The sequence below is a fragment of the Mesorhizobium sp. WSM4819 genome, assembly GCF_055811215.1.
In genome coordinates this window covers 1-22182 of record NZ_JBVVQO010000045.1, presented here as the reverse complement: position 1 = coordinate 22182, position 22182 = coordinate 1, and the positions used below count along the sequence as shown (strand labels likewise).

Below are 22182 nucleotides of genomic sequence, written 5' to 3'. Positions count from 1 at the left end.
TTTCATGTCAGCCGCATCGGGCGGCCGGCATCTCGAAGCGTAGGCGGATATATAAGGTCTGGCAAACACAGGAAGTTCCGGAAAAACGGCTTTCCCTTGCCTTTTCGTTCGCAATCCGCCGAAAAGCTTGTCAAAAATTACCATTGCCGGGAAATTACGTCAATAGTACTGACGTAATTTCCCTTTCGCACGGAGAAGAGATGACGGATCGCAGCCACCCAGCCGGAAAACCGATCAGGACGGCGATCACCGACGAGGACGGCATCGACTTTGCCATCATCGAACTGTTCTTCTTCGCCTATCGCGATTTTACCTCCGATCCGGACCAGATCCTGTCCGACTATGGTTTCGGCCGCGCCCATCACCGGGTCCTGCATTTCGTCAATCGCAGGCCGGGCCTGACGGTCGCCGAACTCCTCGACGTGCTGAAGATCACCAAGCAGAGCCTGGCGCGCGTGCTCAAGCAACTGATCGACACCGACCACATCGTCCAGTTGCAGGGTCCGCGCGACCGCCGCCAGCGCGAGCTCTATCCGACAGCCAAGGGCCGCGCCCTGGCGCTGGCGCTGGCACGGCCACAGTCACGCCGCATCCATGCTGCATTGGAAGATTCCGGAGCCACCGAACGCGCCTTGATCGAGCGCTTCCTGGAAGCGATGGTCAATCCGGAACTAAGGGCGCAGATCGACATTGTGCCCGCAAAAACGTCAGGGAAAAGCCATGGAGACCATTGAAAGGGTTGATCAACCGGCAGCACCGGACGACGATGCGCCGCATCTGCTGGTGATTGATGACGATACCCGTATCCGCAATCTTCTCAAACAATATCTGACCGAAAACGGCTTTCGTGTCACCGTTGCCGGAAATTCCGGCGAAGCGCGGCGCAAGCTCGCCGGCCTCGATTTCGATCTGCTGGTGCTCGATATCATGATGCCGGGCGAAACCGGCGTCGATCTCGCCAAGGCGTTGCGGGCAACCAAGAACGTGCCGATCCTGATGCTTACCGCGCTGTCCGAGACCGACAGCCGGATCACCGGGCTCGAGGCCGGCGCCGACGACTATCTGCCGAAGCCTTTCGATCCCCGCGAATTGATCCTGCGCATCAACAACATCCTGCGCCGCGGCGGTCCTGCAACGACGCCCAAGGTCGAGCAGCTGGTTTTCGGGCCTTATACGTTCCAGATCGCCAGGCGGGAGCTCAAGCGCGGCGGCGAGGCTTTGAAGCTGACCGACCGCGAGCAGGAGATCCTGGCGATCTTCGCGGCCCGGGCCGGCGAAACGATACCGCGTCATGAACTTGTCGGCGACGAATCCGAAGTCGGCGAGCGCACCATCGACGTCCAGATCAACAGGCTGCGCCGCAAGATCGAGCGCGATCCGTCCAATCCGGTCTGGCTGCAGACCGTGCGCGGTATTGGGTATCGGCTCAGCGTGGAATAGACTGCCGCCCGCAGCCCCTTGTCGAGCGGCTGCGGATGAGCAAAAAGGGCGAATGGCGACCACAGAACTGGAACGGCCGGGAGATCGCGGCTTGAGCGCTCGCGCCAGGCGGGCGCTGAAGGCCGTGCCGCTTGCCTGGAAACGGTTCTGGCGCCTCGTTTCGCTTTACATGCCGAAGCGGCTCTATGCCCGCTCGCTGATCATCGTCATCGCGCCGATGATCCTGCTGCAATCGGTCCTCGCCTTTGTCTTCATGGAACGCCACTGGCAGACCGTGACGCAGCGCCTGTCGCAGGCCACGGTCCGCGACATTGCCGCGATCGTCGACCTGGTGGAAACCTATCCGCACGACGCCGACTACGCCAACATCATCCGCATCGCGCAGGATCGCATGCAGCTGAAGATCGACTTGCTGCCGCCCGATCCGCTGCCGGCGCCCGGTCCAAAGCCGTTCTTCTCGATCCTCGACGAAATTCTCTCGTCCGAGATCACCCATCAGATCAACCGTCCGTTCTGGATCGATACGGTCGGCAATTCCAATATCATTGAGGTCCGCGTCCAGCTCGAAGGCAAGGTGCTGCGCGCCTTCGTGCGCCGCAGCCAGGCCTATGCCTCGAACACGCACATTTTCCTGATCTGGATGGTCGGCACCTCGCTGGTGCTGCTGATGATTGCCATCCCGTTCCTGCGCAACCAGATCCGGCCGATCCTGACGCTGGCCGAGGCCGCCGAAAGTTTCGGCAAGGGCCGGCCGATGCCGCTCGATTTCCGTCCGCGCGGCGCCGAGGAGGTTCGCCGCGCCGGCTTTGCCTTCATCCAAATGCGCGAACGCATCGAACGCCAGCTCGAACAGCGCACCGCCATGCTGAGCGGCGTCAGTCACGACTTGAGGACCATCCTCACGCGCTTCAAGCTGCAGCTTGCGCTGACCGGGACCAAGGCCGACACCGAGGCACTCGGCCAGGACATCGACGATATGCAGTCCATGCTAGAAGGCTATCTCGCCTTTGCCCGCGGCGAGGCAACGGAAGACGCCGGCCGTTTCAACCTTGAAGCCTATTTCGACAAGCTCGGCGAGGAGGCGACGCTGCGCAAGCGCAAACTGTCCACCTCGCTCGCCGGCGATCCAAATGTGCATGTGCGGCCCCACGCCTTTGCCCGGCTGTTGTCCAACGTCGTCGGCAACGCCTTCCGTTATGCCAAGACGGTTGAGATCAACGCCAACCACGGCCGCGGCTCGCTGCTCGTCACCATCGACGACGACGGTCCGGGCATTCCGCCTGAAAAGCGCGAGCACGTGTTCAAGCCTTTCGTGCGGCTTGATGAAGCCCGCAACCTCGATGCCAGCGGCACCGGCCTTGGCCTTGCCATCGCACGCGACATTGCCCGCAGCCATGGCGGCGACATCATGCTTGACAAGAGCCCGCTCGGCGGCTTGCGCGCCGTCATCAAGGTTCCGGCCTGAATTAGAGCGACGTGCGTCCTTGGACGCACAAAGTGCGCTCTACACATAGAACCCACGCGACGTGCGTCCAATTGGACGTACTGCCTTCATCGGCCCGTCATGAAACCATGCTGAAGAGCGCGCATGAAGCGCGTGATCCTGATTGATTCGGCCTTGCGGCCCCGCATCAAGGAAACCGACGACCTTTCAAGCAAAGGCCTGCTATGCGCATCCTGATGGTGACCGACGCCTGGCGCCCGCAAGTCAACGGCGTTGTCCATACGCTGGAACGGCTTTCAGAAACCCTGAAATCCTTCGACGTCGAGACGGACTTCCTGACCCCGAATATCTTTCGCACCTTGCCGCTGCCGACCTACCCGGACATCCGGCTGGCGCTGACGACGCCAGGCCGCGTGGCGCGCCTGATAGAAGCGCGCAATGCCGATCATATCCATATCGTCACCGAGGGCCCGCTCGGCATCATGGCGCGGCGCTATTGCCGCAAGGCCGGCCGGCCGTTCACCACAAGCTATCACACGCGCTTTCCGGAATATCTGAGCGCGCGGCTGCCAATACCGGAAGCCTGGGCCTATCGCTGGCTTCGCGATTTCCACAATTCCGGACAAGGCACGCTGGTCGCCACCCAGTCGCTGGCGGACGATCTGGCGGCGCGCGGCTTCACCAAGCTCAGGCCATGGACGCGCGGCGTCGATACCGACCATTTCCGGCCGGACAAGAAAAAGGATATGGGGCTCAAGCGACCGATCTTCCTCTGCGTCGGCCGCGTCGCGATCGAAAAGAACCTGGCCGCCTTCCTCGACCTGGATTTGCCCGGCAGCAAGGTGGTCGTCGGCGAGGGACCGGAGTTGGCCAGGCTCAAGGCGAGATACCCCGATGCCCATTTCCTTGGCCACCGCCCGAACGACGAACTGGCCGAAATCTATGCCTCGGCCGATGTCTTCATTTTTCCCAGCCGCACCGACACGTTCGGCAATGTCATCATCGAGGCGCTGGCCAGCGGCACGCCGGTCGCAGCCTATCCGGTGACCGGGCCGATCGACATTGTCGGCGACGGCGTCGGCGGAGCCGTATCGAACGATTTGCGTGAGGCCGCGCTCGCCGCGCTCGATGTCGACCGCGCCGAAGCGCGCCAACGGGCGATGCGCTATAGCTGGAAGGCCTGCGCGGAGATGTTCCTGGAAACGGTTGGAGAGGCGCTGGGCACCCAGCGAAAACTGACACCACCTTTCGTCATCCACGGGCGAAGCGGCGGCAACGCCGGCGCGCAGACCCGAGGATCCATTTCGTGACCTGCGAGCGGCCCCTTCGGTGAAGAACTTGTTGGGTTGAGGCGGCGGCGGGCCGCACTTGCTCCACAGGTTCATCCGGAACGCTTTGCCGAAAACAGGGAAGCGGAGGCGCTGATCGATTTCAATTACTTGCGCCAGGGTGCAGCTCTTGGCGTCCGTCTGGATCGTGACCGCGCTAGCTGGGGCAGCGACCCGGTAACGGACCCCTCCCGTCGGAAGCAGAGAACGCCGTTGATCAGTTGAAGGTGTGCAGCCGGAGTTTCAGACTGCCATCTGCCTGCTTTTCGAAGACGTGGGTTGCCACCCCGGCCCACGGCTGATCCGCACCATTGGCGTCTTTACCCTTGGCCGACCATTTCGCCGTGCCAAACAGCAGGTCGCCGTCACCTCCTGCTTCGATCAGTTCGAGCTTGTGGCCTGTCACTCCCATGCCGAAGAGGCCGCCAAAGAATTTCTCGACCCCGACCGGTGCCTTGATGACGTCATGGGTGGCGGGCAAGAAGATCGCGTCGTCGGTGTAGAACGCCGCAACCGCCTTTGCGTCTGCTTTGTTGAACGCAGCGTCCCAGGCCACGTAAGCGGCTTTCACCTGATCGTCGACGGGGTCAGCGTTGGCGGACGACCACGAAAAGAGGCAAAGGGAAAGCACAGCGAAATCGCAGTCAGCAGTCGAACCATCGTATCCTCCCGAGAATTGGCGGCACAGCCCGACAGATGCCGCGTCAAAACAATAAGCCTGGACTGTTGGACTGTCGACTAATCCGTTTGGGGTGGCCGCCCACAACGGAAACTCAATCGATGTTGCGCCGAGAACGGCAATCACGTGCAGGTCAAGACTGTGGGCACCCTTGGTTCATTCGCGGGCATTCGGCGTGGTCGCGATACTGCGGCCCAGTTTCTGGTGATCACGACTTTTGGGGAAACCACGCGCTTCTTGAGATCAAACCCTGGAGCGGCCAAGGAAAGTCTGCGCGTCGGCTTCGGTGACGAAGCTAGAACAGTCGGCCGCCGTCAGGCACCCTGCGTTCGATCGCACCGAGGACGACCGCACCCTCCTCGTCGGGAAAGCCAAGCGTCAGCACTTCCGACATGAAGGGGCCGATCTGCCGCGGCGGAAAATTGACCACCGCGAACACCTGCCGGCCGATCAGCGTCTCGGGCGCATAGTATTTGGTGATCTGCGCCGACGATTTCTTCACTCCGATGTCAGCGCCGAAATCGATCTTCAGCTTGATCGACGGCTTGCGCGCCTCGGGAAACGGCTCGGCCTCGACGATCGTGCCGGCGCGAATGTCGACACGGTCGAAATCGGCGAAGCTGATCTCTGGCTTGCGCTGGCTGCTCGAACTCATGGAGGATCAGGACCTGGCTCAGGCGTTTCCGTAGGTCTCGAAAAGGACGCCGGCCAGCGCATCCTTGGCCGAGGTTCCCGACCAGACGACGAACTGGAACGCCTGGAAATAGCATTCGCAGGCTTCCAGGGCCGACGACAGCAGCACCTCGACCTGCTGACTCGACGGCTCGACCCCGCCGGCGAGCAGCAGCGACTGGCGGAACATGATCGCGCCCTCCTGCTCCCAGAGGTCGAAATGGCCGAACAGCATCTGCTCGTTGATCAGCGAAAGCAGCCGCATCACTTCGAGCGCGCGCGCCTCCGGCACCTTGATGTCGAAAGCGCAGGCCAGGTGCAGCGCCTCGAAATCCTCCATCCAGGAAAATGAGACGTGGTAGTCGGTCCAGCTTCCGGCAACCGAAATCGAAATCTCGTCGTCGCCGGCCCGTTCGAAGGACCAGTCGTTGTTGTGCGCCACCTGCTCGATAACATCCACCGGATGGATTTCGCGCGAGAATTCGAGTTCGAGAAGTTCCATGAATGCTTCCTGTCGTTCCTTCGCCTCGGCCGGCGGGGCACCCACAACGAACAATTTTGTCTAGAACTCGGACGGCCGGGACTTCGTCAACGCACAAAGACCCCAGACCGGACCCCACCGCCCGGCGCATGACCCTGCTCCGAATCATGCAACAAATTCAGTCTATTGATCGGGAGTCGCGTGACCAGCCCAATTTTTCGCACTGCGTCATTCGCATGTGGAAAGCCGCTGTCACAAAGATTCACGCAATGCCGGTAAGCGATTCACGACAAAGCGCTTTTTGCGATTGTGCTTTGTGGAAAAGTTTAACGTTATTTTTTTGGTCTGGGCTTTGCCGCAGCCGCAGGCGTGGCCTGCCCGGTCAGTTCGGCGAGCTTTGCCTCGAGCGTCTCGATGCGCGCAGCGAGACGGGTGTTTTCTTCCCTGGCTTTTACCGCCATGTCGCGGGCGGCCTCGAATTCTTCGCGCTGCACCAGGTCCATCGAGTTGAGAACACGCTCGGCCTGCCCCTTGAAGGCGGTTTCCACTTCGCGGCGCACGCCTTGCGCGGCACCGGCAGCGTCGGTCATCAGCTTTGCGAATTCATCGAGAATGCGGTTCGGTCCGGTCGACATGGCAAATCCTCGCTTGCTCGATTTGACGTAGTGGCGCGCGACGCGGAATGCAAGAACGTTTGAGACCGATGGGCATCGACTATCGGTGCACTTTGGTCAACTGAACACTGGCTGAGCGGATCAATAACTATTATTATCACCCGAAAGGCATCTTCGAGGAGCACTCCATGGCCATCAGCGCAGATTTGGGCAACCGTCTGGAGGACGTTGTAAACCAGCTTGTCAGCACCGGCCGCTACAATTCGAAGAGCGAAGTGCTGCGCGAAGGCGTTCGCCTCGTCGAAGAGCGGGAGAAGCGCCTGGCTGCACTCGACGCCGCGCTCGCCAAAGGCATCGGCGATGCCGACGCCGGGCGAGTGAAGCCTGCGGAAGAGGTGCTTGACCGCCTGGAGGGCAAATACAAGGCGATGGCCGACAAGGCCAGGTGAAGCGGCTGATCTTTACCCATCAGGCTGAGGCAGATCTTGAAGCCATTGGCGATCACATCGCGTCCGACAGCCCGCTTCGCGCGGTGACTTTCGGGAAGTGCGGGCATCCGGGAATTGCGTGCCGACTGCCTGGAACTGCGGATCATGCCGGAGCGATATCCGCTGCTGCTGCGTCATCGATCTTCCGGCGTCCGCCGCCGCGTTCACGGCAACTATCTGATCTTCTACCGCACCACCACCGAAGCAGTAGAGATACTGCACGTCTTGCACGGCGCGATGGATCTTGATGCCATCCTTTTCCCTCGGAAGTGATAGCATCCACGTCGCCTTGACCCCGTCAAAACCCTGCCGCATGGTCCGCGCCCGAACGTGATCGCAACCGGGAGATCCTGTTGAGCGAATATCTTATGCTGCCGCTGGCCGCCCTGCCCTTCCCCAACATCGACCCGGTCATCGTCCAGATCGGGCCGCTGGCGGTGCATTGGTATGGCGTCGGCTATATCGTCGGCATTCTCTTCGCCTGGTGGTATGCCAAGCGGCTCGTCGCCAATGCAAGGCTCTGGCCCGACGGCACCGTGCCCATGAAGCCCGAGGATCTCGACGACTTCATCGTCTGGGCGGCTATCGGCGTGGTGCTTGGCGGGCGTGTCGGCTACGTGCTGTTCTACGACCTGCCGCGCTACATCGATCAACCCTTTGATATCCTTGCCGTCTGGCAGGGCGGCATGTCCTTCCATGGCGGGCTGCTCGGCGTCATTCTCGCCATGACGCTGTTTTCCTGGTCGCGCGGCATCCGCACATGGTCGCTGTTCGACGTGGTGGCGGCCGGCGTGCCGGTCGGCCTTGGCCTCGTCCGCATGGCGAATTTCATCAACTCCGAACTCTGGGGCCGGCCGACCGACGTGCCATGGGCGGTCGAATTCCCAAATGGAGGGCCCTTTGCGCGCCATCCGAGCCAGCTCTACGAGGCGCTGCTCGAAGGCCTGGTGCTGTTCCTGGTCCTGCGCTTCCTCACCCATTCCAGGCTCAAGCTGAAGACGCCGCGCTTCGTCGGCGGCGCCTTCATCGCCGGCTACGGTCTCTCGCGCATCCTTGTCGAATTCTTCCGCGAGCCCGACCAGCAGCTCGGCTACCTCCTCGGCACCGGCTGGCTGACGATGGGCATGGTGCTGTCGCTGCCGATGCTGCTGGCCGGCATCTGGGCGATGGCGACCGCTACCGCTTCGGGCCAAAAATCGGAATCGATTTTGGGGAAGCACGATGCGTAGAATCAAAGTGCCAGGGCGTACTTTGTGCGTCCAAATGGACGCACGTCGCCCTAGGGCGGTAACACAGCCACAGCCGGTATGACCCGGCTGAAAACCCGCATCGTCGAGCTGATCGGTGCGGCGGGGCCAATCCCCGTCAACCACTACATGGCGCTTTGCCTGTTCGATCCGCTGGACGGCTACTATACGACGCGCGAGCCGTTCGGGGCTGCCGGCGACTTCGTCACCGCACCGGAGATCAGCCAGATGTTCGGCGAGCTGATCGCAGTCTGGCTCTACGAAGCCTGGCTGGCGACCGGCCGGCCGATGCCGGCCACCATCGCCGAGATCGGCCCCGGCCGCGGCACGCTGATGAAGGACATGCTGCGCACGCTTGCGCGGCTCGATCCGGCGCTGACCGCCGGTGCATCGTTCGCCATGATCGAGACCAGCCCGCGGCTGGCCGATGTCCAGAAGCAAACGCTTGCCGCCACTCCTGCCGCGATCGGCTGGCACGAAAGCATCGACACGCTGCCGCAGACCCCGCTTTTCATCGTCGGCAACGAATTGTTCGACGCGGTGCCGATCCGCCAGTTCGTCCGCGCCGGAACAGGCTGGCGCGAACGGATGATCGGCCTCGACGGCGCCGACGAATTGCACGTCTTCGCCGGCGCCGGCTCGGTCGATCCAACGCTGTTGCCGGACGATGCCGAAAACGCGCCACAGGGCGCGATCGTCGAGGTCGCGCCGGCCCGAGCCGCGCTGATGGCGACCATCGCCGAGCGATTGGCCGGGCTCGGCGGCGCCGGCCTGTTTCTCGACTATGGCTACCTCCAGCCAGGCATCGGCGACACGTTGCAGGCCTTGCGCAGGCACGATCACGAAGATGTGCTGGGCAATCCGGGCGAAGCCGACCTCACCGCCCATGTCGATTTCGCCGCCCTTGCCGCGATAGTGCGGGCGCATGGCCTCGATGCCCATCTCTCCACGCAAGGCGAATTCCTGGTGGAAATGGGGCTTCTCGAACGCGCCGGCCAGCTCGGCGCCAATGCCAATGAGGCGGCGCGCGAAAAGATTGCGGGCGAGGTCGAACGCCTCGCCGGCCCGCAAGCCATGGGCGACCTGTTCAAGGTGCTTGCTGTCCTGCCTGCCGGCATCGCCGTTCCGCCCTTTGCAACGGCGGATTGACTTTTCACTGCCGCCTCTCCCACTCTCCCGCCTTCCGACTGTCGCCGTTGGACTGTCGCCATCTTTCGACTGTCGCTTGACGAAATCGCTCTCACGGACAACAACGCAGCCATGCTGAATCAGACCAAACCGGATCCCGTTCGGTCGCCCTTGCTGGAGAAAGCGCGGGCGCAAGGCATTCGCCACGGCTATTTCACCCGCGTCGGCGGCGTCTCCAGCGGCATCTATCAGGGCCTCAACATCGGCACCGGCTCGAGCGATGACCAGACGCAGGTCGCCGAGAACCGCCGCCGCGTCGCCGACTGGATGGGCGTGCCATCAAGCCATCTGTTGACTGCCCACCAGATCCATTCGCCCGACGTCGTCATCGCCAGGGAGCCTTTTTCCGGCGAGCGGCCGAAGGCCGACGCCGTCGTCACCGACCGGCCGGGGATTGCGGTGGGCGCCTCGACGGCCGATTGCGGACCGGTGCTGTTCGCCGATGCCGGGGCGCGAATCGTCGGCGCAGCCCATGCCGGCTGGAAGGGCGCCTTGTCAGGCGTGCTGGAAAACACCATTGCGGCAATGGAAAGCCTCGGCGCCCGGCGCGAGCGCATCGTTGCGGTTCTCGGCCCGTCCATCGGCCCGGAAAACTATGAAGTCGGCCCGGAATTCATCGTTCGTTTCGTCGAGGTCGATGCCAACAATATCGGCTATTTCGCGCCCTCGGCGAAGCCGGAACATGCAATGTTCGACCTCAACCGCTATACGGTCGATCGGCTGACGCGGGCCGGCGTCACCGCCGATGGGCTCGGCCGCTGCACCTACGCCGAGGAGGATCTGTTCTATTCCTACCGGCGCAGCACCCATCGCAAGGAGCCGGATTACGGGCGGCAGATTTCGGCAATCGTTTTGGAGACAGAATAATGGCGCTGCATTTCGAACGGTCGGAATTTGACGCGCGGCGCGATCGGCTGATGATCGAGATCGCCGAGAAGAAGCTCGACGCCGTCCTTTTGTTTGCGCAGGAGAGCATGTACTGGCTGACCGGCTACGATACGTTCGGCTTCTGCTTCTTCCAGTGCCTGGTGGTGAAGGCAGACGGCTCGATGATCCTGCTCACGCGCTCGGCCGATCTGCGCCAGGCGCGCCACACCTCGATCATCGACAACATCGTGCTGTGGACCGACCGCGACGGCGCCAATCCGGCGATCGACCTGCGCAATTTGCTCAACGACCTCGACCTGCTCGGCGCCCGCATCGGCGTCGAATACGACACCCACGGCCTGACCGCCTACAATGGCCGGCGCCTGGACGAGCAATTGCAGACCTTTGGCCAGATCGCCGACGCGTCCGGCATCGTCAGTCGGCTGCGCCTGTTCAAGAGCCCGGCCGAGATCGCCAAGGTGGAAAAGGCCGCAAATCTCGCCGACGACGCTCTGGACGCGGCGCTGCCGCTGATCAAGCAGGGTGGCGACGAAGCCTTGATCCTCGCCGCCATGCAGGGCGCGATCTTTGCCGGCGGCGGCGACTATCCGGCCAACGAGTTCATCATCGGCTCCGGCGTGGACGCACTGCTTTGCCGTTACAAGGCTGGCCGCCGCAAGCTGAGCAAGAACGACCAGCTGACGCTCGAATGGGCCGGCGTCTTCCACCATTACCATGCGGCGATGATGCGCACGGTGCTGACCGGCAAGGTGTCGAAACGTCACCAGGAACTGTTCGATGCTGCGCGCGCCGCACTTCTGGCGGTCGAAAAGGCGATGACGCCCGGAAATACCTTCGGCGACGTGTTCGACGCGCATGCCCGCACGCTCGAGGCGCACAATTTGACCAAGCACCGGCTCAACGCCTGCGGCTATTCGCTCGGCGCCCGCTTCACCCCATCATGGATGGACATGCCGATGTTCTATCAGGGCAATCCCGAACCGATCGCGCCGAACATGACGCTGTTCGCCCATATGATCATCATGGACTCCGAAACCGAGACGGCAATGACGCTTGGCCGCACCTACCTGACGACTGAATCGCAGCCGAAGCCGCTGTCCCGCCATGATCTCGACTTGATTGTGCAATGAATCCATAATGGTAAGAATGCAAGAGGCGTTCATCGCCAGGGAGTTTTGACGGAAATGAGGCGATCGCATGCGACGACCGTGTCATTGCTCGCGGCGCTGACGCTGGCCGCCTGCACCAACGCGAGGGACGTTCTCGAACCCTCGGCCATCGCCCCGCAGTCGACGCAGGCCGTGGCAACGCCCGGAAGCGGCACGGCTGCAACGCCGACCGCACCTGCAGCCACCGCCCAGCCTTCCGCGACAACACAGCCTTCCGCGACGGCACAGCCCGCAACCGAGCTGCCGGCAAAAAGCGCCGCCGTCATCGCACGCACCCGCCTGCAGGTGGCGCCGATCGTCGGCGCCTCGGTGGAAGCCGCGACACCATTGACCGCGCAGCTTCAGACGCGAGCCAAGCAGCGCGGCATCACCTTGGCAGGAAGCGCCGGACAGACCCCGACGCATGTGCTGAAAGGCTATTTCTCGACGATGTCGGAAGGCAAGGATACCACCGTCATCTATGTCTGGGACGTCTATGACCCGGCAGGCAACCGGCTGCATCGCATCAACGGCCAGCAGAAGGCGCCCTCGGTCAATGATGGCGAAGGCTGGGCTGCAGTCGCGCCGGAGACCATGCAATCGATCGCCGACCAGACGATAGACCAGTTTGCCACATGGCTTGGCGGGCAAGCGGGCTGACCGGCGGGCTGACATGTTGCCGGCTTCCCTCGCCGTCGACGTTTATTGAGATTAGCCGGCAGATTCCGATCACGACGCTTGCAATACCGGCACGGGCCGCTAAAAGCCCCGACTAAGGGGCTCAAGAGAGTCTGCCAGTGTCTCCATCCTTCACCAGGAACGGTGCATGAAGCTTTTCGCGGGCAATTCCAACAGGGTGCTGGCCGAAGCGGTCGCCCGCTATCTCAACATTCCTCTGGGCAAAGCCAGCGTCAGGCGCTTCGCCGATCAGGAAATCTTCGTCGAAATACAGGAGAATGTGCGTGGCGAGGATGTCTTCATCCTGCAGTCCACCTCGTTCCCGACCAACGATCACCTGATGGAACTGCTCATCATGATCGATGCCTTCATGCGCTCGTCGGCCAAGCGCATCACGGCGGTCATTCCCTATTTCGGCTATGCAAGGCAAGACCGCCGCGCCTCGGGCCGCACGCCGATCTCGGCCAAGCTGGTCGCCAACATGATCACGCGGGCCGGGGTCGATCGCGTCTTGACGCTGGATCTCCACGCCGGCCAGATCCAGGGCTTTTTCGACATCCCGACCGACAATCTGTTCTCGGTGCCGGTCATGGCCCGCGATGTGAAGGCGAAATACAAGCGCCTTGCCAATGTCATGGTCGTGTCGCCGGATGTCGGCGGCGTGGTCCGTGCCCGCGCGCTCGCCAAGCGCATCGACGCCCAGCTTGCCATTGTCGACAAGCGTCGCGAGCGCCCTGGCGAATCGGAAGTCATGAACGTCATCGGCGACGTGCGCGGCAAGGATTGCCTGCTGATCGACGACATCATCGATTCTGGCGGTACCTTGTGCAATGCGGCCGATGCGCTGCTTGCCGCCGGCGCCACCAGCGTCACCGCCTACACCACCCATGGCGTTCTGTCCGGCGGCGCCATCGCACGCATCGGCGCCTCGAAGCTGCAGGAACTGGTCATCACCGATTCCATCCAGCCGACCCAGGCGGTGCTCGACGCCAGCAACATCCGCGTCGTCTCCATCGCCGACCTGATGGGTGAGGCGATCTCGCGCACGGCGACCGAAGAGTCGGTGTCGAGCCTGTTCGACTGAAATCTGCCCGCGATACAGCGCCGCGCGTCCAGAGACGCGCAAAGGACGCTGTAGCACCTTGATTTTGCGATGATCCTCTCGGGGTCATGCGCTTCCGTTCGACACCCTGATGTTGTCCCTTGAGCCGCGCATATAGCCGCGCGGCGACGCCCCCAGCATGCGCTTGAACATGGTGATGAAGGCCGGCACGCTGTCATAGCCGAGATCGAGCGCTACCCTTGTGATCGGCTCGCCGTCCGCCAGCCTCGGCAAGGCCGCGAACAGGCAGGCCTGCTGGCGCCATGTCGACAACGACAATCCGGTCTGGCGATGAAAGGCGCGGGTGAAGGAACGCCTGCTCATGCCGACAATATCGGCCCATTCGTCGATCGTCGCATGCGGCGAGGGTGCTGCGACGAAGCGCCGGCACAGTGCCGCAAGCCTTGGATCCGAAGGAAAAGGCAGCCCGAGCGGCCGTTCCGGCAGATTCGGGATTTCGTGCAGCAGGAGGCTCATGATCAGCCCGCCGCGCCCCTCAAGCTCGGCGCCCTGCGGCAGCTTTTCCGATTCCACGATCAGGCTGTGCATCAGATCGGTGACGCCGACGACGCGTAAGCCATCCGGCAGCCCGGCAATGGCGTCCGGCATCACATAGACCGATCGCATGCTGACGTCGCCAAGCATCTCGACGGAATGCTCGGTGCCGGCGGGTATCCACATCGCATGATCGGGCGGCACCATCCAGCGCCCATGCCGCGTCGTCACCAGCACGACGCCGACAAGCGCATGCAGCAATTGACTGCGGCTGTGACGGTGCTGCGGAACGTGGTAGCCGTCGGGAAATTCGGTCGGCAGGGCCACCGCCGGCCCGACAGCCTGCTCCAGCCATTGCCAGCGGCGCAACAGCCCGAGATCGGTGAACTGGCCGAGATCGGTGTCGCCCGCTTTGAAGATTTCTTTGCCATGCGGCATTGGCTATTGGCCCACTCGCGAAACTATTGGACCAAACCACGAAAGAAGTCGCCCGGCAAGTAACTTATAAGGCAGCGGGGCCATAAGGGCCGCCTGCGGGAGCGTCCGCCAAAAAGACCATGGAGCCTGCGTTGACTGATACGACAGCCACCTCCGCCGCCACGCCGGCGACGGCCAGCCACACTTCGGCGCAAGCGACGGCCTTCACCGTCATCCTTGCGGTGAGCTTCTGCCATTGTGTCAACGACATCATGCAGTCGCTGCTGTCGGCCATCTATCCGCTGCTGAAGGACAATTACCGTCTCGATTTCTGGCAGATCGGTCTTTTGACCTTCACCTTCCAGGTGACGGCGTCATTGCTGCAGCCGCTGATCGGCATGGTCACCGACAAGCGGCCGATGCCCTATTCGCTGCCCTACGGCATGGCGTCCTCGCTGATCGGCCTGATCGTGCTGGCCTATGCCGGACACTATTGGCTGCTGCTGATCGGCGCGTCGCTGATCGGCATCGGCTCGGCGATCTTCCACCCGGAATCCTCGCGCATCGCCCGCTTCGCCTCGGGCGGCAGGTTCGGCCTGGCGCAATCGCTGTTCCAGGTCGGCGGCAATCTCGGCCAGGCCATCGGGCCGCTGCTCGCCGCCTTCATCGTCGTGCCGTTCGGCCAGACCAGCATAGCGTGGTTCGCCGCCGGATCGCTGATCGGCATCGTCGTGCTGTGGCGGGTCGGCGGCTGGTACAGCCGGCTGCGCGCCTCGCTCGCCAACCGCAAGGCGGCAGGCTTCGTCTCGCCCTTCCCGCGCCGCAAGGTGATGAGCGCGCTGGCGGTGCTGACCCTGCTGGTGCTGACCAAGAACGCCTACGTTGCCAGCCTCGCCAGTTACTACACTTTCTACGCCATCGATAAATTCGGCGTTTCGGTGCAGATGTCGCAGGTCATGCTGTTCCTGTTCCTCGGCGCCTCGGCGCTGGGCATCCTGCTCGGCGGCCCGTTCGGCGACCGCTACGGACAGAAGCCGATGATCTGGTTCTCGATCGTCGGCGTGCTGCCGTTTACGCTGGCCCTGCCCTACGCCAATTTCGAATGGACCATGATCCTGACCGTGCTGATCGGCCTGATCCTGTCCTCGGCCTTCTCGAACATCGTCGTCTTCGCCCAGGAACTGGTGCCCGGCCGCGTCGGCATGATCGCCGGCATCTTCTTCGGTTTCGCCTTCGGCATGGGCGGTATCGCCGCCGCCGTGCTCGGCGTCGTCGCCGATATGAAAGGCATCGACTTCGTCTTTCAGGTCTGCTCGTATCTGCCGCTGCTCGGGCTGCTGACGGTTTTTTTGCCGAACATGAGGCAAGCCAGGAAGATCGAGGAGGAGACCCCGATCGGGTGAGGCTTGGGTTGGATTTCGGCCTTAAGCTGGGCTGTCAGTTGGAAGCGAGCGCTACGAGTGGGTAGACTTCAGCGACACGAACCCGCGAGGCTCCAAAATGTGCTCTCGGACTGCCTCATGTTCCTGCGGCCAGTTGAGTATTGAAGTTCAGGGCGAACCTCTCGGCAACGGCATCTGCCACTGCTTTGCCTGCCAACGCCGGACGGGCAGCGTCTTTGCGGCACTGGCCGGCTTTGCGGTTCCATACAAGGTTTCTGGTACCGCGACCGAGTATGTTCGTGTCGGCGACCAGGGAGCCCGGTTCAGGTTCCGTTTCTGCCCTGTCTGCGGAACGAACCTGTTCCACACCGAGGAAGGTCACGAACAATCGCATGTTGCGGTCGCCATCGGCGCTTTCGCCGATCCAAGCTTTCCTCCGCCACAGGATTCGGTATATGACTGCCGAAGACATTCCTGGGTTCAGCTGCCGCCGGGGACAACGGCGCACGACAGAGATCCCAGTTGATCGCTTGGCTTGCACCCCGCCCCACCTTCCGCTATAGAGCCGCCACCCGCGTAGACACCCTTGGAGGCAACGCGGCGGAAGGCTGTCCGGCCTCACGTGATCCCAAAAAGATTTTGGACCAGATCATGTAAGGCCATGACGGCTTTCGACGTTTACGGCCCAGGCATCTCGCCGGCCGCGAACGCTCCAGAACAACGCGAAAGGAAATGCCATGAGCCAAGCTTCTTACGAGCTCAAGGCCGAAGCGCGCGAACAGGTCGGTAAGGGGTCCGCCCGTGCAGTTCGCCGCAACGGTAAAGTGCCTGCAGTAATCTACGGCGACAAGCAGCCTCCCCTGGCGATTGCGCTGACCTACAAGGACATCTACTACAAGATCCATGGCGGCGGGTTCCTGACCACGATCGCCACGATCGATGTCGACGGCAAGAAGATCCAGGTCCTGCCGAAGGACTACCAGCTCGACCCGGTCAAGGATTTTCCGGTCCATGTCGACTTCCTGCGCATCGGCAAGGACACCGAAGTCAATGTCGACGTGCCGGTCCACTTCATCAATGAGGACAAGTCGCCCGGCATCAAGCGCGGCGGCGTGCTCAACATCGTGCGTCACGAGGTCGAGTTCCACTGCCCGGCCAATGCGATCCCGGAATTCATCACCGTCGATCTCACCGGCACCGATATCGGCGATTCGATCCACATCTCGGCGGTCAAGCTGCCGGCCGGCGTCAAGCCGGTGATCTCCGACCGGGACTTCACCGTCGCGACCATTGCCGGCTCCGCGGCGATGAAGCCGGAGGCTGAAGAGACGGTCGAATCGGCTGAACCCGAAGCGGCTCCTGCCGACGAAGAGAAGTAATCCTTTCCGCCCGGAGGTGACGATGCTGCTGTTTGCAGGCCTCGGCAATCCGGGCGCGAAATACACCAACAATCGGCACAATGTCGGCTTCATGGCGGCGGACGCAATCGCCCGCCGCCATTCCTTTTCGCCCTGGTCGAAAAAGTTCCAGGGCCTGATCGCCGAAGGCACGCTTGCCGGCGAAAAAATCATCCTGATCAAGCCGCAGACCTTCATGAACCTGTCCGGCCAGTCGGTCGGCGAGGCCCTGCGCTTTTACAAGCTCGACGCTTCGGCGCTGACCGTCTTTTATGACGAGATCGACCTTGCCGCCGGCAAGGTGCGGGTCAAGGTCGGCGGCGGTTCCGGTGGCCACAACGGTATCCGCTCGCTCGAGCAGCATGTCGGCAAGGATTTCCGCCGTGTGCGCATCGGCGTCAGCCACCCCGGCGTCAAGGAAATGGTGCATGGCCATGTGCTTGGCGATTTCGCCAAAGCCGACCGCGAGTGGCTGGACGTGCTGCTCGACACCATCGCCGACGATGCCGGACTGCTTGCCAAGGGCGACGACAATTCCTTCATGAATCGCGTGACGCTGGCCTTGCGCGACAAGCTCACGCCGACGGGCGACGACGACCGCCCACCACCCAAAGCACCGAAAGCACAAAGCCACGTTCGCCAGGCGCGGCCGCAGCAGCCGGCAGCCAAGCTGCCCGAAACCGGCCCGATGGCTGCCATGCTGAAGAAGCTGTTTGGCGGCAAGGATTGAGCCTGGCCACGGATCGGGGCTGCAGGGCTTGACGTTCGTCACCCGTTTCGCCCATAGCCCTCATCAAATTACGATTTCCCGATAGGACCGGATAAAAATGGGTTTCAAATGCGGCATCGTTGGCTTGCCCAACGTCGGCAAGTCGACGCTTTTCAACGCGCTGACCAGGACGGCGGCGGCGCAGGCCGCCAACTATCCGTTCTGCACCATCGAACCGAACACCGGCGAAGTCGCGGTGCCCGACCCGCGCCTGCAAAAAATCGCGGCGATCGGCAAGTCGAAGGAGATCATCCCGACCCGCATCTCGTTCGTCGACATCGCCGGCCTGGTGCGCGGCGCCTCGAAAGGCGAAGGGCTGGGCAACCAGTTCCTGGCCAACATCCGCGAGGTCGACGCCATCGTCCATGTGCTGCGCTGCTTCGAGGATGACGACATCACCCATGTCGAGGGCCGCATCGATCCCGTCGCCGACGCCGAGACCGTCGAGACCGAGCTGATGCTCGCCGATCTCGACAGCCTCGAGCGCCGCATCGTGCAGTTCCGCAAGCGCGCTTCCGGCAAGGACAAGGAGGCGCTGACCGTGCTTCCGATGATGGAAGCCGCCCTTGAACTCCTGCAGGCCGGCAAGCCGGCCCGCATCCTGCTCAAAAATATCTCCGCGGAGGATCTGCGCATCCTGCAGGGGCTGAACCTGCTGACATCGCACCCCGTGCTCTATGTCTGCAATGTCGCCGAGGCCGATGCTGCCACCGGCAACGCACACACCAAAGCGGTCGAACAGATGGCTGCCGCGCAGGGCGCCCGCACCGTGGTGATTTCGGCGGCGATCGAAGCCGAGGTCGCGCAGCTCAGCGACGAAGAGGAAATGGAATTTTTGGCGACCCTGGGCCTCGACGAACCCGGCCTCAACAAGGTCATCCGCGCCGGCTACGAGCTGTTGCAGCTCATCACCTATTTCACCGTCGGGCCGAAGGAGACGCGTGCCTGGACCGTACACAAGGGCGCCAAGGCGCCACAGGCGGCAGGCGTCATCCACACCGATTTCGAGCGCGGCTTCATCCGCGCCCAGACCATCGCCTACAACGACTTCGTCACGCTGGGCGGCGAAGTGGCGGCCAAGGAAGCCGGCAAGGCGCGCGACGAAGGCAAGGAGTATGTCGTCCAGGACGGCGACATCATGCTGTTCAAGTTCAACACCTGAGCTGCGCCTTCTTCCTTCTCTGGTGCCAAGCTGGAACACCCCTCATCCGACCTCGCTTCGCGAGGCCACCTTCTCCCACAAGGGGAGAAGGAAGAGCCTTTCCACCCGGCTTGACTGCCCGCAATGCCCGGTCTAAGGGGCGTCTGCACCGGCCCTGCTTTCGTCGAAAGCGCGTGCAATCCGAAACGACGCGCCCGCTCCAACCTATCCTTTTGGCCACAGCAAGGGAGACCCGGCGATGATCAAGGCATTCGTCGTCGACAATGATCGCCTGCGCCTTGCCGACGATCTCCTGGCAAACAGCGACCAGGTCGTCTGGGCCGATCTTGTCAGCCCGACAAAGGAAGAGGAAGCGGCCATCGAGGCCTGGCTCGGCGTTGCCATTCCGACGCGCGAGGAGATGGAGGAGATCGAGATTTCGAGCCGCCTCTATGTCGAGGACGGCGCCTATTTCATGACCGCCATTCTGCCGGCCCAGACCGAGGCCGACGATCCCCTGATGTCGCCGGTCACCTTCGTGCTGGCCGGCAACAGGCTGATCACCGTGCGCTACCACGAACCGAAGGCCTTCAAGACGTTTCCGCAGCGTGCCGAGAAGGTTGCGACCGGCTGCACCAGCGGCGACACCATCCTGATCGGTCTGCTGGAGGCGATCGTCGACCGCCTCGCCGACATTCTGGAGCGTGCCGGCCGCGATATCGAGACGATCTCGCGCGACATCTTCCAGCCAAGCTCGACCAAGGCTTCGAAGCGCAATCGCGATTTTCAGGAATTGCTGAAAGCCATCGGCCGCAAGGAGGACATCGCCTCCTCGATCCGCGACAGCCTGATCTCGCTGCAGCGGCTCGCCGGCTTCCTCACCCACGCCTCGACCCAGACCAAAATGAGCAAGGACATCCGCGCGCGCATCAAGACCTTGTCGCGCGATGTGCTGTCGCTCGCCGACCACGCCACCTTCCTGTCGCAGAAGATCAACTTCCTGCTCGACGCGACGCTCGGCATGATCTCGATCGAGCAGAACGCCATCATCAAGATCTTCTCCGTCGCCGCGGTCATCTTCCTGCCGCCGACGCTGGTCGCCTCGATCTACGGCATGAATTTCAATGTCATGCCCGAACTGACCTGGAGCTTCGGCTATCCTTTCGCCATCGGCTTGATGATCCTCTCGGCGATCCTGCCCTTCTGGTATTTCCGCCGCCGCGGCTGGTTGTAGAGGCTTCGCAGCTTCCATTCCCGTTGAGCGTGATGGCCTGGCGTACCAGAAATGACTTGACCGCCCCGCCTGCATCCGGGAAACCCGATCCGTGGCGATCGTACAATCTTGAACCGGATTCCAGCCATGACCGGAAAGAACGAAAAGACCTGGGCCTATGAGGATTTCGTCGAGGGCGCCTCGCTCGACCTCGGCACGAAGCTGGTGAGTGCGGCCGAGATCATCGAATTCGCGCAAGAGTTCGATGCGCAGCCGATGCATCTCGACGAGGCAGCGGGCAGGGCCAGCATCCTTGGCGGGCTGGCGGCCTCCGGCTGGCACACCTGCGCGATGTTCATGCGCATGCTGTGCGACGCCTTCCTGCTGGACTCGACCTCGCAAGGTGCCCCCGGGGTCGACCAAGTCCGGTGGAAGAGGCCGGTGCTGGCCGGCGACATCTTGAGCGGCAGCACCACCGTCCTTGCCAAGCGCCTGTCCAGGTCCAAGCCGCAGCTCGGTCTCGTCACTTTGCGCAGCGAGCTTTTCAACCAGCGTGGCGAAGGCGTCTTCGAACTCGAGAACACGGTCATGTTCCTCGCCCGTGATGCCGCACAGGACCGCTCATGACATTGGACGAGTTCTTCTGCATCGGCGTCACCGTCACCCTCGGCTCGCACAGGTTCGAACCCGAGGCGATCAAGGCGTTCGCCAGGAAATACGATCCGCAGATATTCCATCTCGACGAAGGGGCGGCGAAGAACAGCGTGTTCGGCGGCCTGTGCGCCTCCGGCTGGCACACAGCTGCAACCTGGATGAAGCTGAACCTCGAGACCGGCGTGGCGGCCGAAGGCGCCCGCTGGGCCGGCGCTGGGCCCGCCCCCGAATTCGGCCCCTCGCCCGGCTTCAAGAACCTCAAATGGCTAAAACCCGTCTATGCCGGAGAAACCGTGACCTTCACCCGCACCGCGCTTGCCCACCGCCCCATCGCATCGCGGCCGGGCTGGCGAGTGCTGACGCTGCGCTCGGAAGCTTTCGATTCGACCGGCGACAAGGTCATCGAGTTCGAAAGCGCCGTGCTGGTGAAGGTGGGGTGAGGCGCCGTTTCCCTTCTCCCCTTGTGGGAGAAGGTGGATTGTCGCGAAGCGACAAGACGGATGAGGGGTGCTGGCCGGAGCGCGGGGTGCCAAGCTGGAACACCCCTCATCCGACCTCGCTTCGCGAGGCCACCTTCTCCCACAAGGGGAGAAGGAAAGAGCACTTCAATGCCCTTCGAACCCGATCAGCGTCCTGACCGGCACGCCGAGCGCCTCGAGTTTGTCGCGACCACCAAGGTCCGGCAGGTCGATGACGAAGCAGGCGGCGAGGATGTCGGCGCCGATCTGCCGCAGCAGCTTGACCGCTGCCTCTGCCGTGCCGCCGGTGGCGATCAAATCGTCGACGAGGATCACCTTCTCACCCGGAGACACGCCATCCCTGTGCATCTCCATCTCGTCCAGCCCGTATTCGAGGCTGTAGGCGACGCGCACCGTCTCGTAAGACAGCTTGCCCTTCTTGCGGATCGGCACGAAGCCGGCCGAGAGCTGGTGGGCGACGGCGCCGCCAAGGATGAAACCGCGCGCCTCGATGCCGGCGATCTTGTCGACCTTCTGGCCGGCATAGGGATGCACCAGCTCGTCGATGGCGCGGCGGAAGGCGCGCGCATTGCTTAGCAGCGTGGTGATGTCGCGAAACAGGATGCCCGGCTTCGGATAGTCCGGAATGGTGCGGATCGCGGCAACCAGCGTGTCTTCGAGCGAAGGTTTCATGGGGCGGCTCTCCGGGCGTTCGTCCGACTTGAAGACGTGAGGGGAATTTCGGCCGATAGTGTCCTGAAGGTTCTGCAAAAAGCTCTGGAGAGAGAGAGCAGCCCTTACTCTGAGGCGAGGGGCGGCCATGGCACGCTGGTGACGTTGCGATCACCGATTCCCGTGG

Annotated in this window: 25 protein-coding genes and 1 pseudogene; 20 read left to right on the top strand and 6 right to left on the bottom strand. The window is 62.7% G+C overall.

Annotated elements, in window-relative coordinates; translation table 11 throughout:
• The first annotated feature begins 200 nt into the window (after nucleotides 1-200).
• The 4 genes from AC0L18_RS28415 (at nucleotide 201) to AC0L18_RS28400 (ending at nucleotide 4194) form a co-directional block, all read left to right on the top strand.
• Nucleotides 201-734: a MarR family winged helix-turn-helix transcriptional regulator gene (locus AC0L18_RS28415; protein ID WP_031255243.1), complete on the top strand. Its 534-nt coding sequence runs from the start codon at nucleotides 201-203 to the stop codon at nucleotides 732-734.
• A complete protein-coding gene (locus AC0L18_RS28410; RefSeq protein WP_036261013.1) occupies nucleotides 721-1440 on the top strand; it encodes a response regulator in 720 nt (239 codons plus the stop codon). The genes AC0L18_RS28415 and AC0L18_RS28410 overlap by 14 nt, the downstream gene beginning before the upstream one ends.
• Nucleotides 1441-1492: 52 nt before the next feature.
• Nucleotides 1493-2905, top strand: a complete 1413-nt coding sequence (locus AC0L18_RS28405; protein WP_473495138.1) for an ATP-binding protein — start codon at nucleotides 1493-1495, stop codon at nucleotides 2903-2905.
• 203 nt (nucleotides 2906-3108) lie between these two features.
• Complete coding sequence (locus tag AC0L18_RS28400) at nucleotides 3109-4194, top strand: glycosyltransferase family 4 protein (RefSeq protein ID WP_287233135.1); 1086 nt, start codon at nucleotides 3109-3111, stop codon at nucleotides 4192-4194.
• A gap of 235 nt (nucleotides 4195-4429) precedes the next feature.
• Here AC0L18_RS28400 and AC0L18_RS28395 read toward each other — a convergent pair.
• The 4 genes and pseudogenes from AC0L18_RS28395 to AC0L18_RS28380 all read right to left on the bottom strand — a co-directional run bounded on the left by AC0L18_RS28395 (nucleotide 4430) and on the right by AC0L18_RS28380 (nucleotide 6679).
• A pseudogene (locus tag AC0L18_RS28395) lies at nucleotides 4430-4872 on the bottom strand (YybH family protein).
• Between the two features lie 314 nt (nucleotides 4873-5186).
• On the bottom strand, nucleotides 5187-5546 hold the full coding sequence (locus AC0L18_RS28390) for a tRNA-binding protein (protein ID WP_027151061.1): 360 nt from the start codon (nucleotides 5544-5546) through the stop codon (nucleotides 5187-5189).
• Between the two features lie 18 nt (nucleotides 5547-5564).
• On the bottom strand, nucleotides 5565-6065 hold the full coding sequence (locus AC0L18_RS28385) for a type III secretion system chaperone family protein (RefSeq protein ID WP_006202532.1): 501 nt from the start codon (nucleotides 6063-6065) through the stop codon (nucleotides 5565-5567).
• 311 nt (nucleotides 6066-6376) lie between these two features.
• The gene (locus AC0L18_RS28380; protein ID WP_473495137.1) at nucleotides 6377-6679 is read right to left on the bottom strand and encodes an accessory factor UbiK family protein; all 303 of its coding nucleotides are present in this window, start codon (nucleotides 6677-6679) and stop codon (nucleotides 6377-6379) included.
• A 167-nt stretch (nucleotides 6680-6846) separates the two neighbouring features.
• On the opposite strand from AC0L18_RS28380, the gene AC0L18_RS28375 reads away from it, so the two are divergent.
• From AC0L18_RS28375 to AC0L18_RS28340, 8 genes are all read left to right on the top strand, one after another.
• Entirely contained in the window at nucleotides 6847-7107 is a 261-nt protein-coding gene (locus AC0L18_RS28375; RefSeq protein WP_473495135.1) for a type II toxin-antitoxin system ParD family antitoxin, read from the top strand.
• 114 nt (nucleotides 7108-7221) lie between these two features.
• On the top strand, nucleotides 7222-7419 hold the full coding sequence (locus tag AC0L18_RS28370) for a type II toxin-antitoxin system RelE/ParE family toxin (protein WP_473495134.1): 198 nt from the start codon (nucleotides 7222-7224) through the stop codon (nucleotides 7417-7419).
• 80 nt (nucleotides 7420-7499) lie between these two features.
• Nucleotides 7500-8375, top strand: coding sequence for a prolipoprotein diacylglyceryl transferase (gene lgt / locus AC0L18_RS28365; protein ID WP_473495133.1), 876 nt, complete (start codon nucleotides 7500-7502; stop codon nucleotides 8373-8375).
• Between the two features lie 78 nt (nucleotides 8376-8453).
• Complete coding sequence (locus AC0L18_RS28360; protein WP_473495132.1) at nucleotides 8454-9542, top strand: class I SAM-dependent methyltransferase; 1089 nt, start codon at nucleotides 8454-8456, stop codon at nucleotides 9540-9542.
• Nucleotides 9543-9653: 111 nt separating this feature from the next.
• Complete coding sequence (gene pgeF, locus AC0L18_RS28355; RefSeq protein WP_473495131.1) at nucleotides 9654-10448, top strand: peptidoglycan editing factor PgeF; 795 nt, start codon at nucleotides 9654-9656, stop codon at nucleotides 10446-10448.
• On the top strand, nucleotides 10448-11599 hold the full coding sequence (locus tag AC0L18_RS28350) for a M24 family metallopeptidase (RefSeq protein ID WP_091598395.1): 1152 nt from the start codon (nucleotides 10448-10450) through the stop codon (nucleotides 11597-11599). Before pgeF ends, AC0L18_RS28350 begins: the two co-directional genes overlap by 1 nt.
• Before the next feature lie 54 nt (nucleotides 11600-11653).
• Nucleotides 11654-12277, top strand: a complete 624-nt coding sequence (locus tag AC0L18_RS28345; RefSeq protein WP_473495130.1) for a hypothetical protein — start codon at nucleotides 11654-11656, stop codon at nucleotides 12275-12277.
• Between the two features lie 166 nt (nucleotides 12278-12443).
• Nucleotides 12444-13379 (top strand): ribose-phosphate pyrophosphokinase, encoded by a 936-nt coding sequence (locus AC0L18_RS28340; protein ID WP_023799890.1) that lies wholly within the window; start codon nucleotides 12444-12446, stop codon nucleotides 13377-13379.
• 84 nt (nucleotides 13380-13463) lie between these two features.
• Here the strand turns inward: AC0L18_RS28340 and AC0L18_RS28335 are convergent, their stop codons facing one another.
• Nucleotides 13464-14330, bottom strand: a complete 867-nt coding sequence (locus tag AC0L18_RS28335) for an AraC family transcriptional regulator (RefSeq protein ID WP_473495129.1) — start codon at nucleotides 14328-14330, stop codon at nucleotides 13464-13466.
• Between the two features lie 131 nt (nucleotides 14331-14461).
• On the opposite strand from AC0L18_RS28335, the gene AC0L18_RS28330 reads away from it, so the two are divergent.
• From AC0L18_RS28330 to AC0L18_RS28295, 8 genes are all read left to right on the top strand, one after another.
• Nucleotides 14462-15712 (top strand): MFS transporter, encoded by a 1251-nt coding sequence (locus AC0L18_RS28330; RefSeq protein WP_473495128.1) that lies wholly within the window; start codon nucleotides 14462-14464, stop codon nucleotides 15710-15712.
• Nucleotides 15713-15809: 97 nt separating this feature from the next.
• Nucleotides 15810-16217, top strand: a complete 408-nt coding sequence (locus AC0L18_RS28325; protein WP_287073462.1) for a GFA family protein — start codon at nucleotides 15810-15812, stop codon at nucleotides 16215-16217.
• Between the two features lie 211 nt (nucleotides 16218-16428).
• Nucleotides 16429-17070, top strand: a complete 642-nt coding sequence (locus tag AC0L18_RS28320) for a 50S ribosomal protein L25/general stress protein Ctc (protein WP_473495127.1) — start codon at nucleotides 16429-16431, stop codon at nucleotides 17068-17070.
• A gap of 22 nt (nucleotides 17071-17092) precedes the next feature.
• Nucleotides 17093-17818 (top strand): aminoacyl-tRNA hydrolase, encoded by a 726-nt coding sequence (gene pth / locus AC0L18_RS28315; RefSeq protein WP_473495126.1) that lies wholly within the window; start codon nucleotides 17093-17095, stop codon nucleotides 17816-17818.
• A gap of 97 nt (nucleotides 17819-17915) precedes the next feature.
• A complete protein-coding gene (ychF, locus tag AC0L18_RS28310) occupies nucleotides 17916-19019 on the top strand; it encodes a redox-regulated ATPase YchF (protein WP_091598417.1) in 1104 nt (367 codons plus the stop codon).
• A gap of 238 nt (nucleotides 19020-19257) precedes the next feature.
• Nucleotides 19258-20232 carry a magnesium/cobalt transporter CorA gene (gene corA / locus AC0L18_RS28305; RefSeq protein WP_091598420.1) on the top strand — a complete coding sequence of 325 codons (975 nt, stop codon included), beginning with the start codon at nucleotides 19258-19260 and terminating at the stop codon, nucleotides 20230-20232.
• A 126-nt stretch (nucleotides 20233-20358) separates the two neighbouring features.
• Nucleotides 20359-20838 (top strand): MaoC family dehydratase, encoded by a 480-nt coding sequence (locus AC0L18_RS28300; RefSeq protein ID WP_473495125.1) that lies wholly within the window; start codon nucleotides 20359-20361, stop codon nucleotides 20836-20838.
• On the top strand, nucleotides 20835-21305 hold the full coding sequence (locus AC0L18_RS28295; RefSeq protein WP_473495124.1) for a MaoC family dehydratase: 471 nt from the start codon (nucleotides 20835-20837) through the stop codon (nucleotides 21303-21305). Before AC0L18_RS28300 ends, AC0L18_RS28295 begins: the two co-directional genes overlap by 4 nt.
• Before the next feature lie 165 nt (nucleotides 21306-21470).
• Here AC0L18_RS28295 and AC0L18_RS28290 read toward each other — a convergent pair whose 3' ends face one another.
• Nucleotides 21471-22016 carry an adenine phosphoribosyltransferase gene (locus AC0L18_RS28290; RefSeq protein ID WP_473495123.1) on the bottom strand — a complete coding sequence of 182 codons (546 nt, stop codon included), beginning with the start codon at nucleotides 22014-22016 and terminating at the stop codon, nucleotides 21471-21473.
• Between the last annotated feature and the right edge of the window lie 166 nt (nucleotides 22017-22182).

What these genes read in the sequence shown, in the direction of transcription:
- AC0L18_RS28300 (WP_473495125.1), top strand. Translation starts at nt 20,359, where the DNA reads ATGACCGGAAAGAACGAAAAGACCTGGGCCTATGAGGATTTCGTCGAG.
- pth (WP_473495126.1), top strand. Translation starts at nt 17,093, where the DNA reads ATGCTGCTGTTTGCAGGCCTCGGCAATCCGGGCGCGAAATACACCAAC.
- AC0L18_RS28405 (WP_473495138.1), top strand. Translation starts at nt 1,493, where the DNA reads ATGGCGACCACAGAACTGGAACGGCCGGGAGATCGCGGCTTGAGCGCT.
- AC0L18_RS28415 (WP_031255243.1), top strand. Translation starts at nt 201, where the DNA reads ATGACGGATCGCAGCCACCCAGCCGGAAAACCGATCAGGACGGCGATC.
- AC0L18_RS28410 (WP_036261013.1), top strand. Translation starts at nt 721, where the DNA reads ATGGAGACCATTGAAAGGGTTGATCAACCGGCAGCACCGGACGACGAT.
- AC0L18_RS28290 (WP_473495123.1), bottom strand. Translation starts at nt 22,016, where the DNA reads ATGAAACCTTCGCTCGAAGACACGCTGGTTGCCGCGATCCGCACCATT.
- AC0L18_RS28335 (WP_473495129.1), bottom strand. Translation starts at nt 14,330, where the DNA reads ATGCCGCATGGCAAAGAAATCTTCAAAGCGGGCGACACCGATCTCGGC.
- AC0L18_RS28340 (WP_023799890.1), top strand. Translation starts at nt 12,444, where the DNA reads ATGAAGCTTTTCGCGGGCAATTCCAACAGGGTGCTGGCCGAAGCGGTC.
- AC0L18_RS28345 (WP_473495130.1), top strand. Translation starts at nt 11,654, where the DNA reads ATGAGGCGATCGCATGCGACGACCGTGTCATTGCTCGCGGCGCTGACG.
- AC0L18_RS28375 (WP_473495135.1), top strand. Translation starts at nt 6,847, where the DNA reads ATGGCCATCAGCGCAGATTTGGGCAACCGTCTGGAGGACGTTGTAAAC.
- AC0L18_RS28360 (WP_473495132.1), top strand. Translation starts at nt 8,454, where the DNA reads ATGACCCGGCTGAAAACCCGCATCGTCGAGCTGATCGGTGCGGCGGGG.
- AC0L18_RS28350 (WP_091598395.1), top strand. Translation starts at nt 10,448, where the DNA reads ATGGCGCTGCATTTCGAACGGTCGGAATTTGACGCGCGGCGCGATCGG.
- pgeF (WP_473495131.1), top strand. Translation starts at nt 9,654, where the DNA reads ATGCTGAATCAGACCAAACCGGATCCCGTTCGGTCGCCCTTGCTGGAG.
- AC0L18_RS28385 (WP_006202532.1), bottom strand. Translation starts at nt 6,065, where the DNA reads ATGGAACTTCTCGAACTCGAATTCTCGCGCGAAATCCATCCGGTGGAT.
- AC0L18_RS28400 (WP_287233135.1), top strand. Translation starts at nt 3,109, where the DNA reads ATGCGCATCCTGATGGTGACCGACGCCTGGCGCCCGCAAGTCAACGGC.
- ychF (WP_091598417.1), top strand. Translation starts at nt 17,916, where the DNA reads ATGGGTTTCAAATGCGGCATCGTTGGCTTGCCCAACGTCGGCAAGTCG.
- AC0L18_RS28380 (WP_473495137.1), bottom strand. Translation starts at nt 6,679, where the DNA reads ATGTCGACCGGACCGAACCGCATTCTCGATGAATTCGCAAAGCTGATG.
- AC0L18_RS28390 (WP_027151061.1), bottom strand. Translation starts at nt 5,546, where the DNA reads ATGAGTTCGAGCAGCCAGCGCAAGCCAGAGATCAGCTTCGCCGATTTC.
- corA (WP_091598420.1), top strand. Translation starts at nt 19,258, where the DNA reads ATGATCAAGGCATTCGTCGTCGACAATGATCGCCTGCGCCTTGCCGAC.
- AC0L18_RS28325 (WP_287073462.1), top strand. Translation starts at nt 15,810, where the DNA reads ATGTGCTCTCGGACTGCCTCATGTTCCTGCGGCCAGTTGAGTATTGAA.
- AC0L18_RS28320 (WP_473495127.1), top strand. Translation starts at nt 16,429, where the DNA reads ATGAGCCAAGCTTCTTACGAGCTCAAGGCCGAAGCGCGCGAACAGGTC.
- AC0L18_RS28295 (WP_473495124.1), top strand. Translation starts at nt 20,835, where the DNA reads ATGACATTGGACGAGTTCTTCTGCATCGGCGTCACCGTCACCCTCGGC.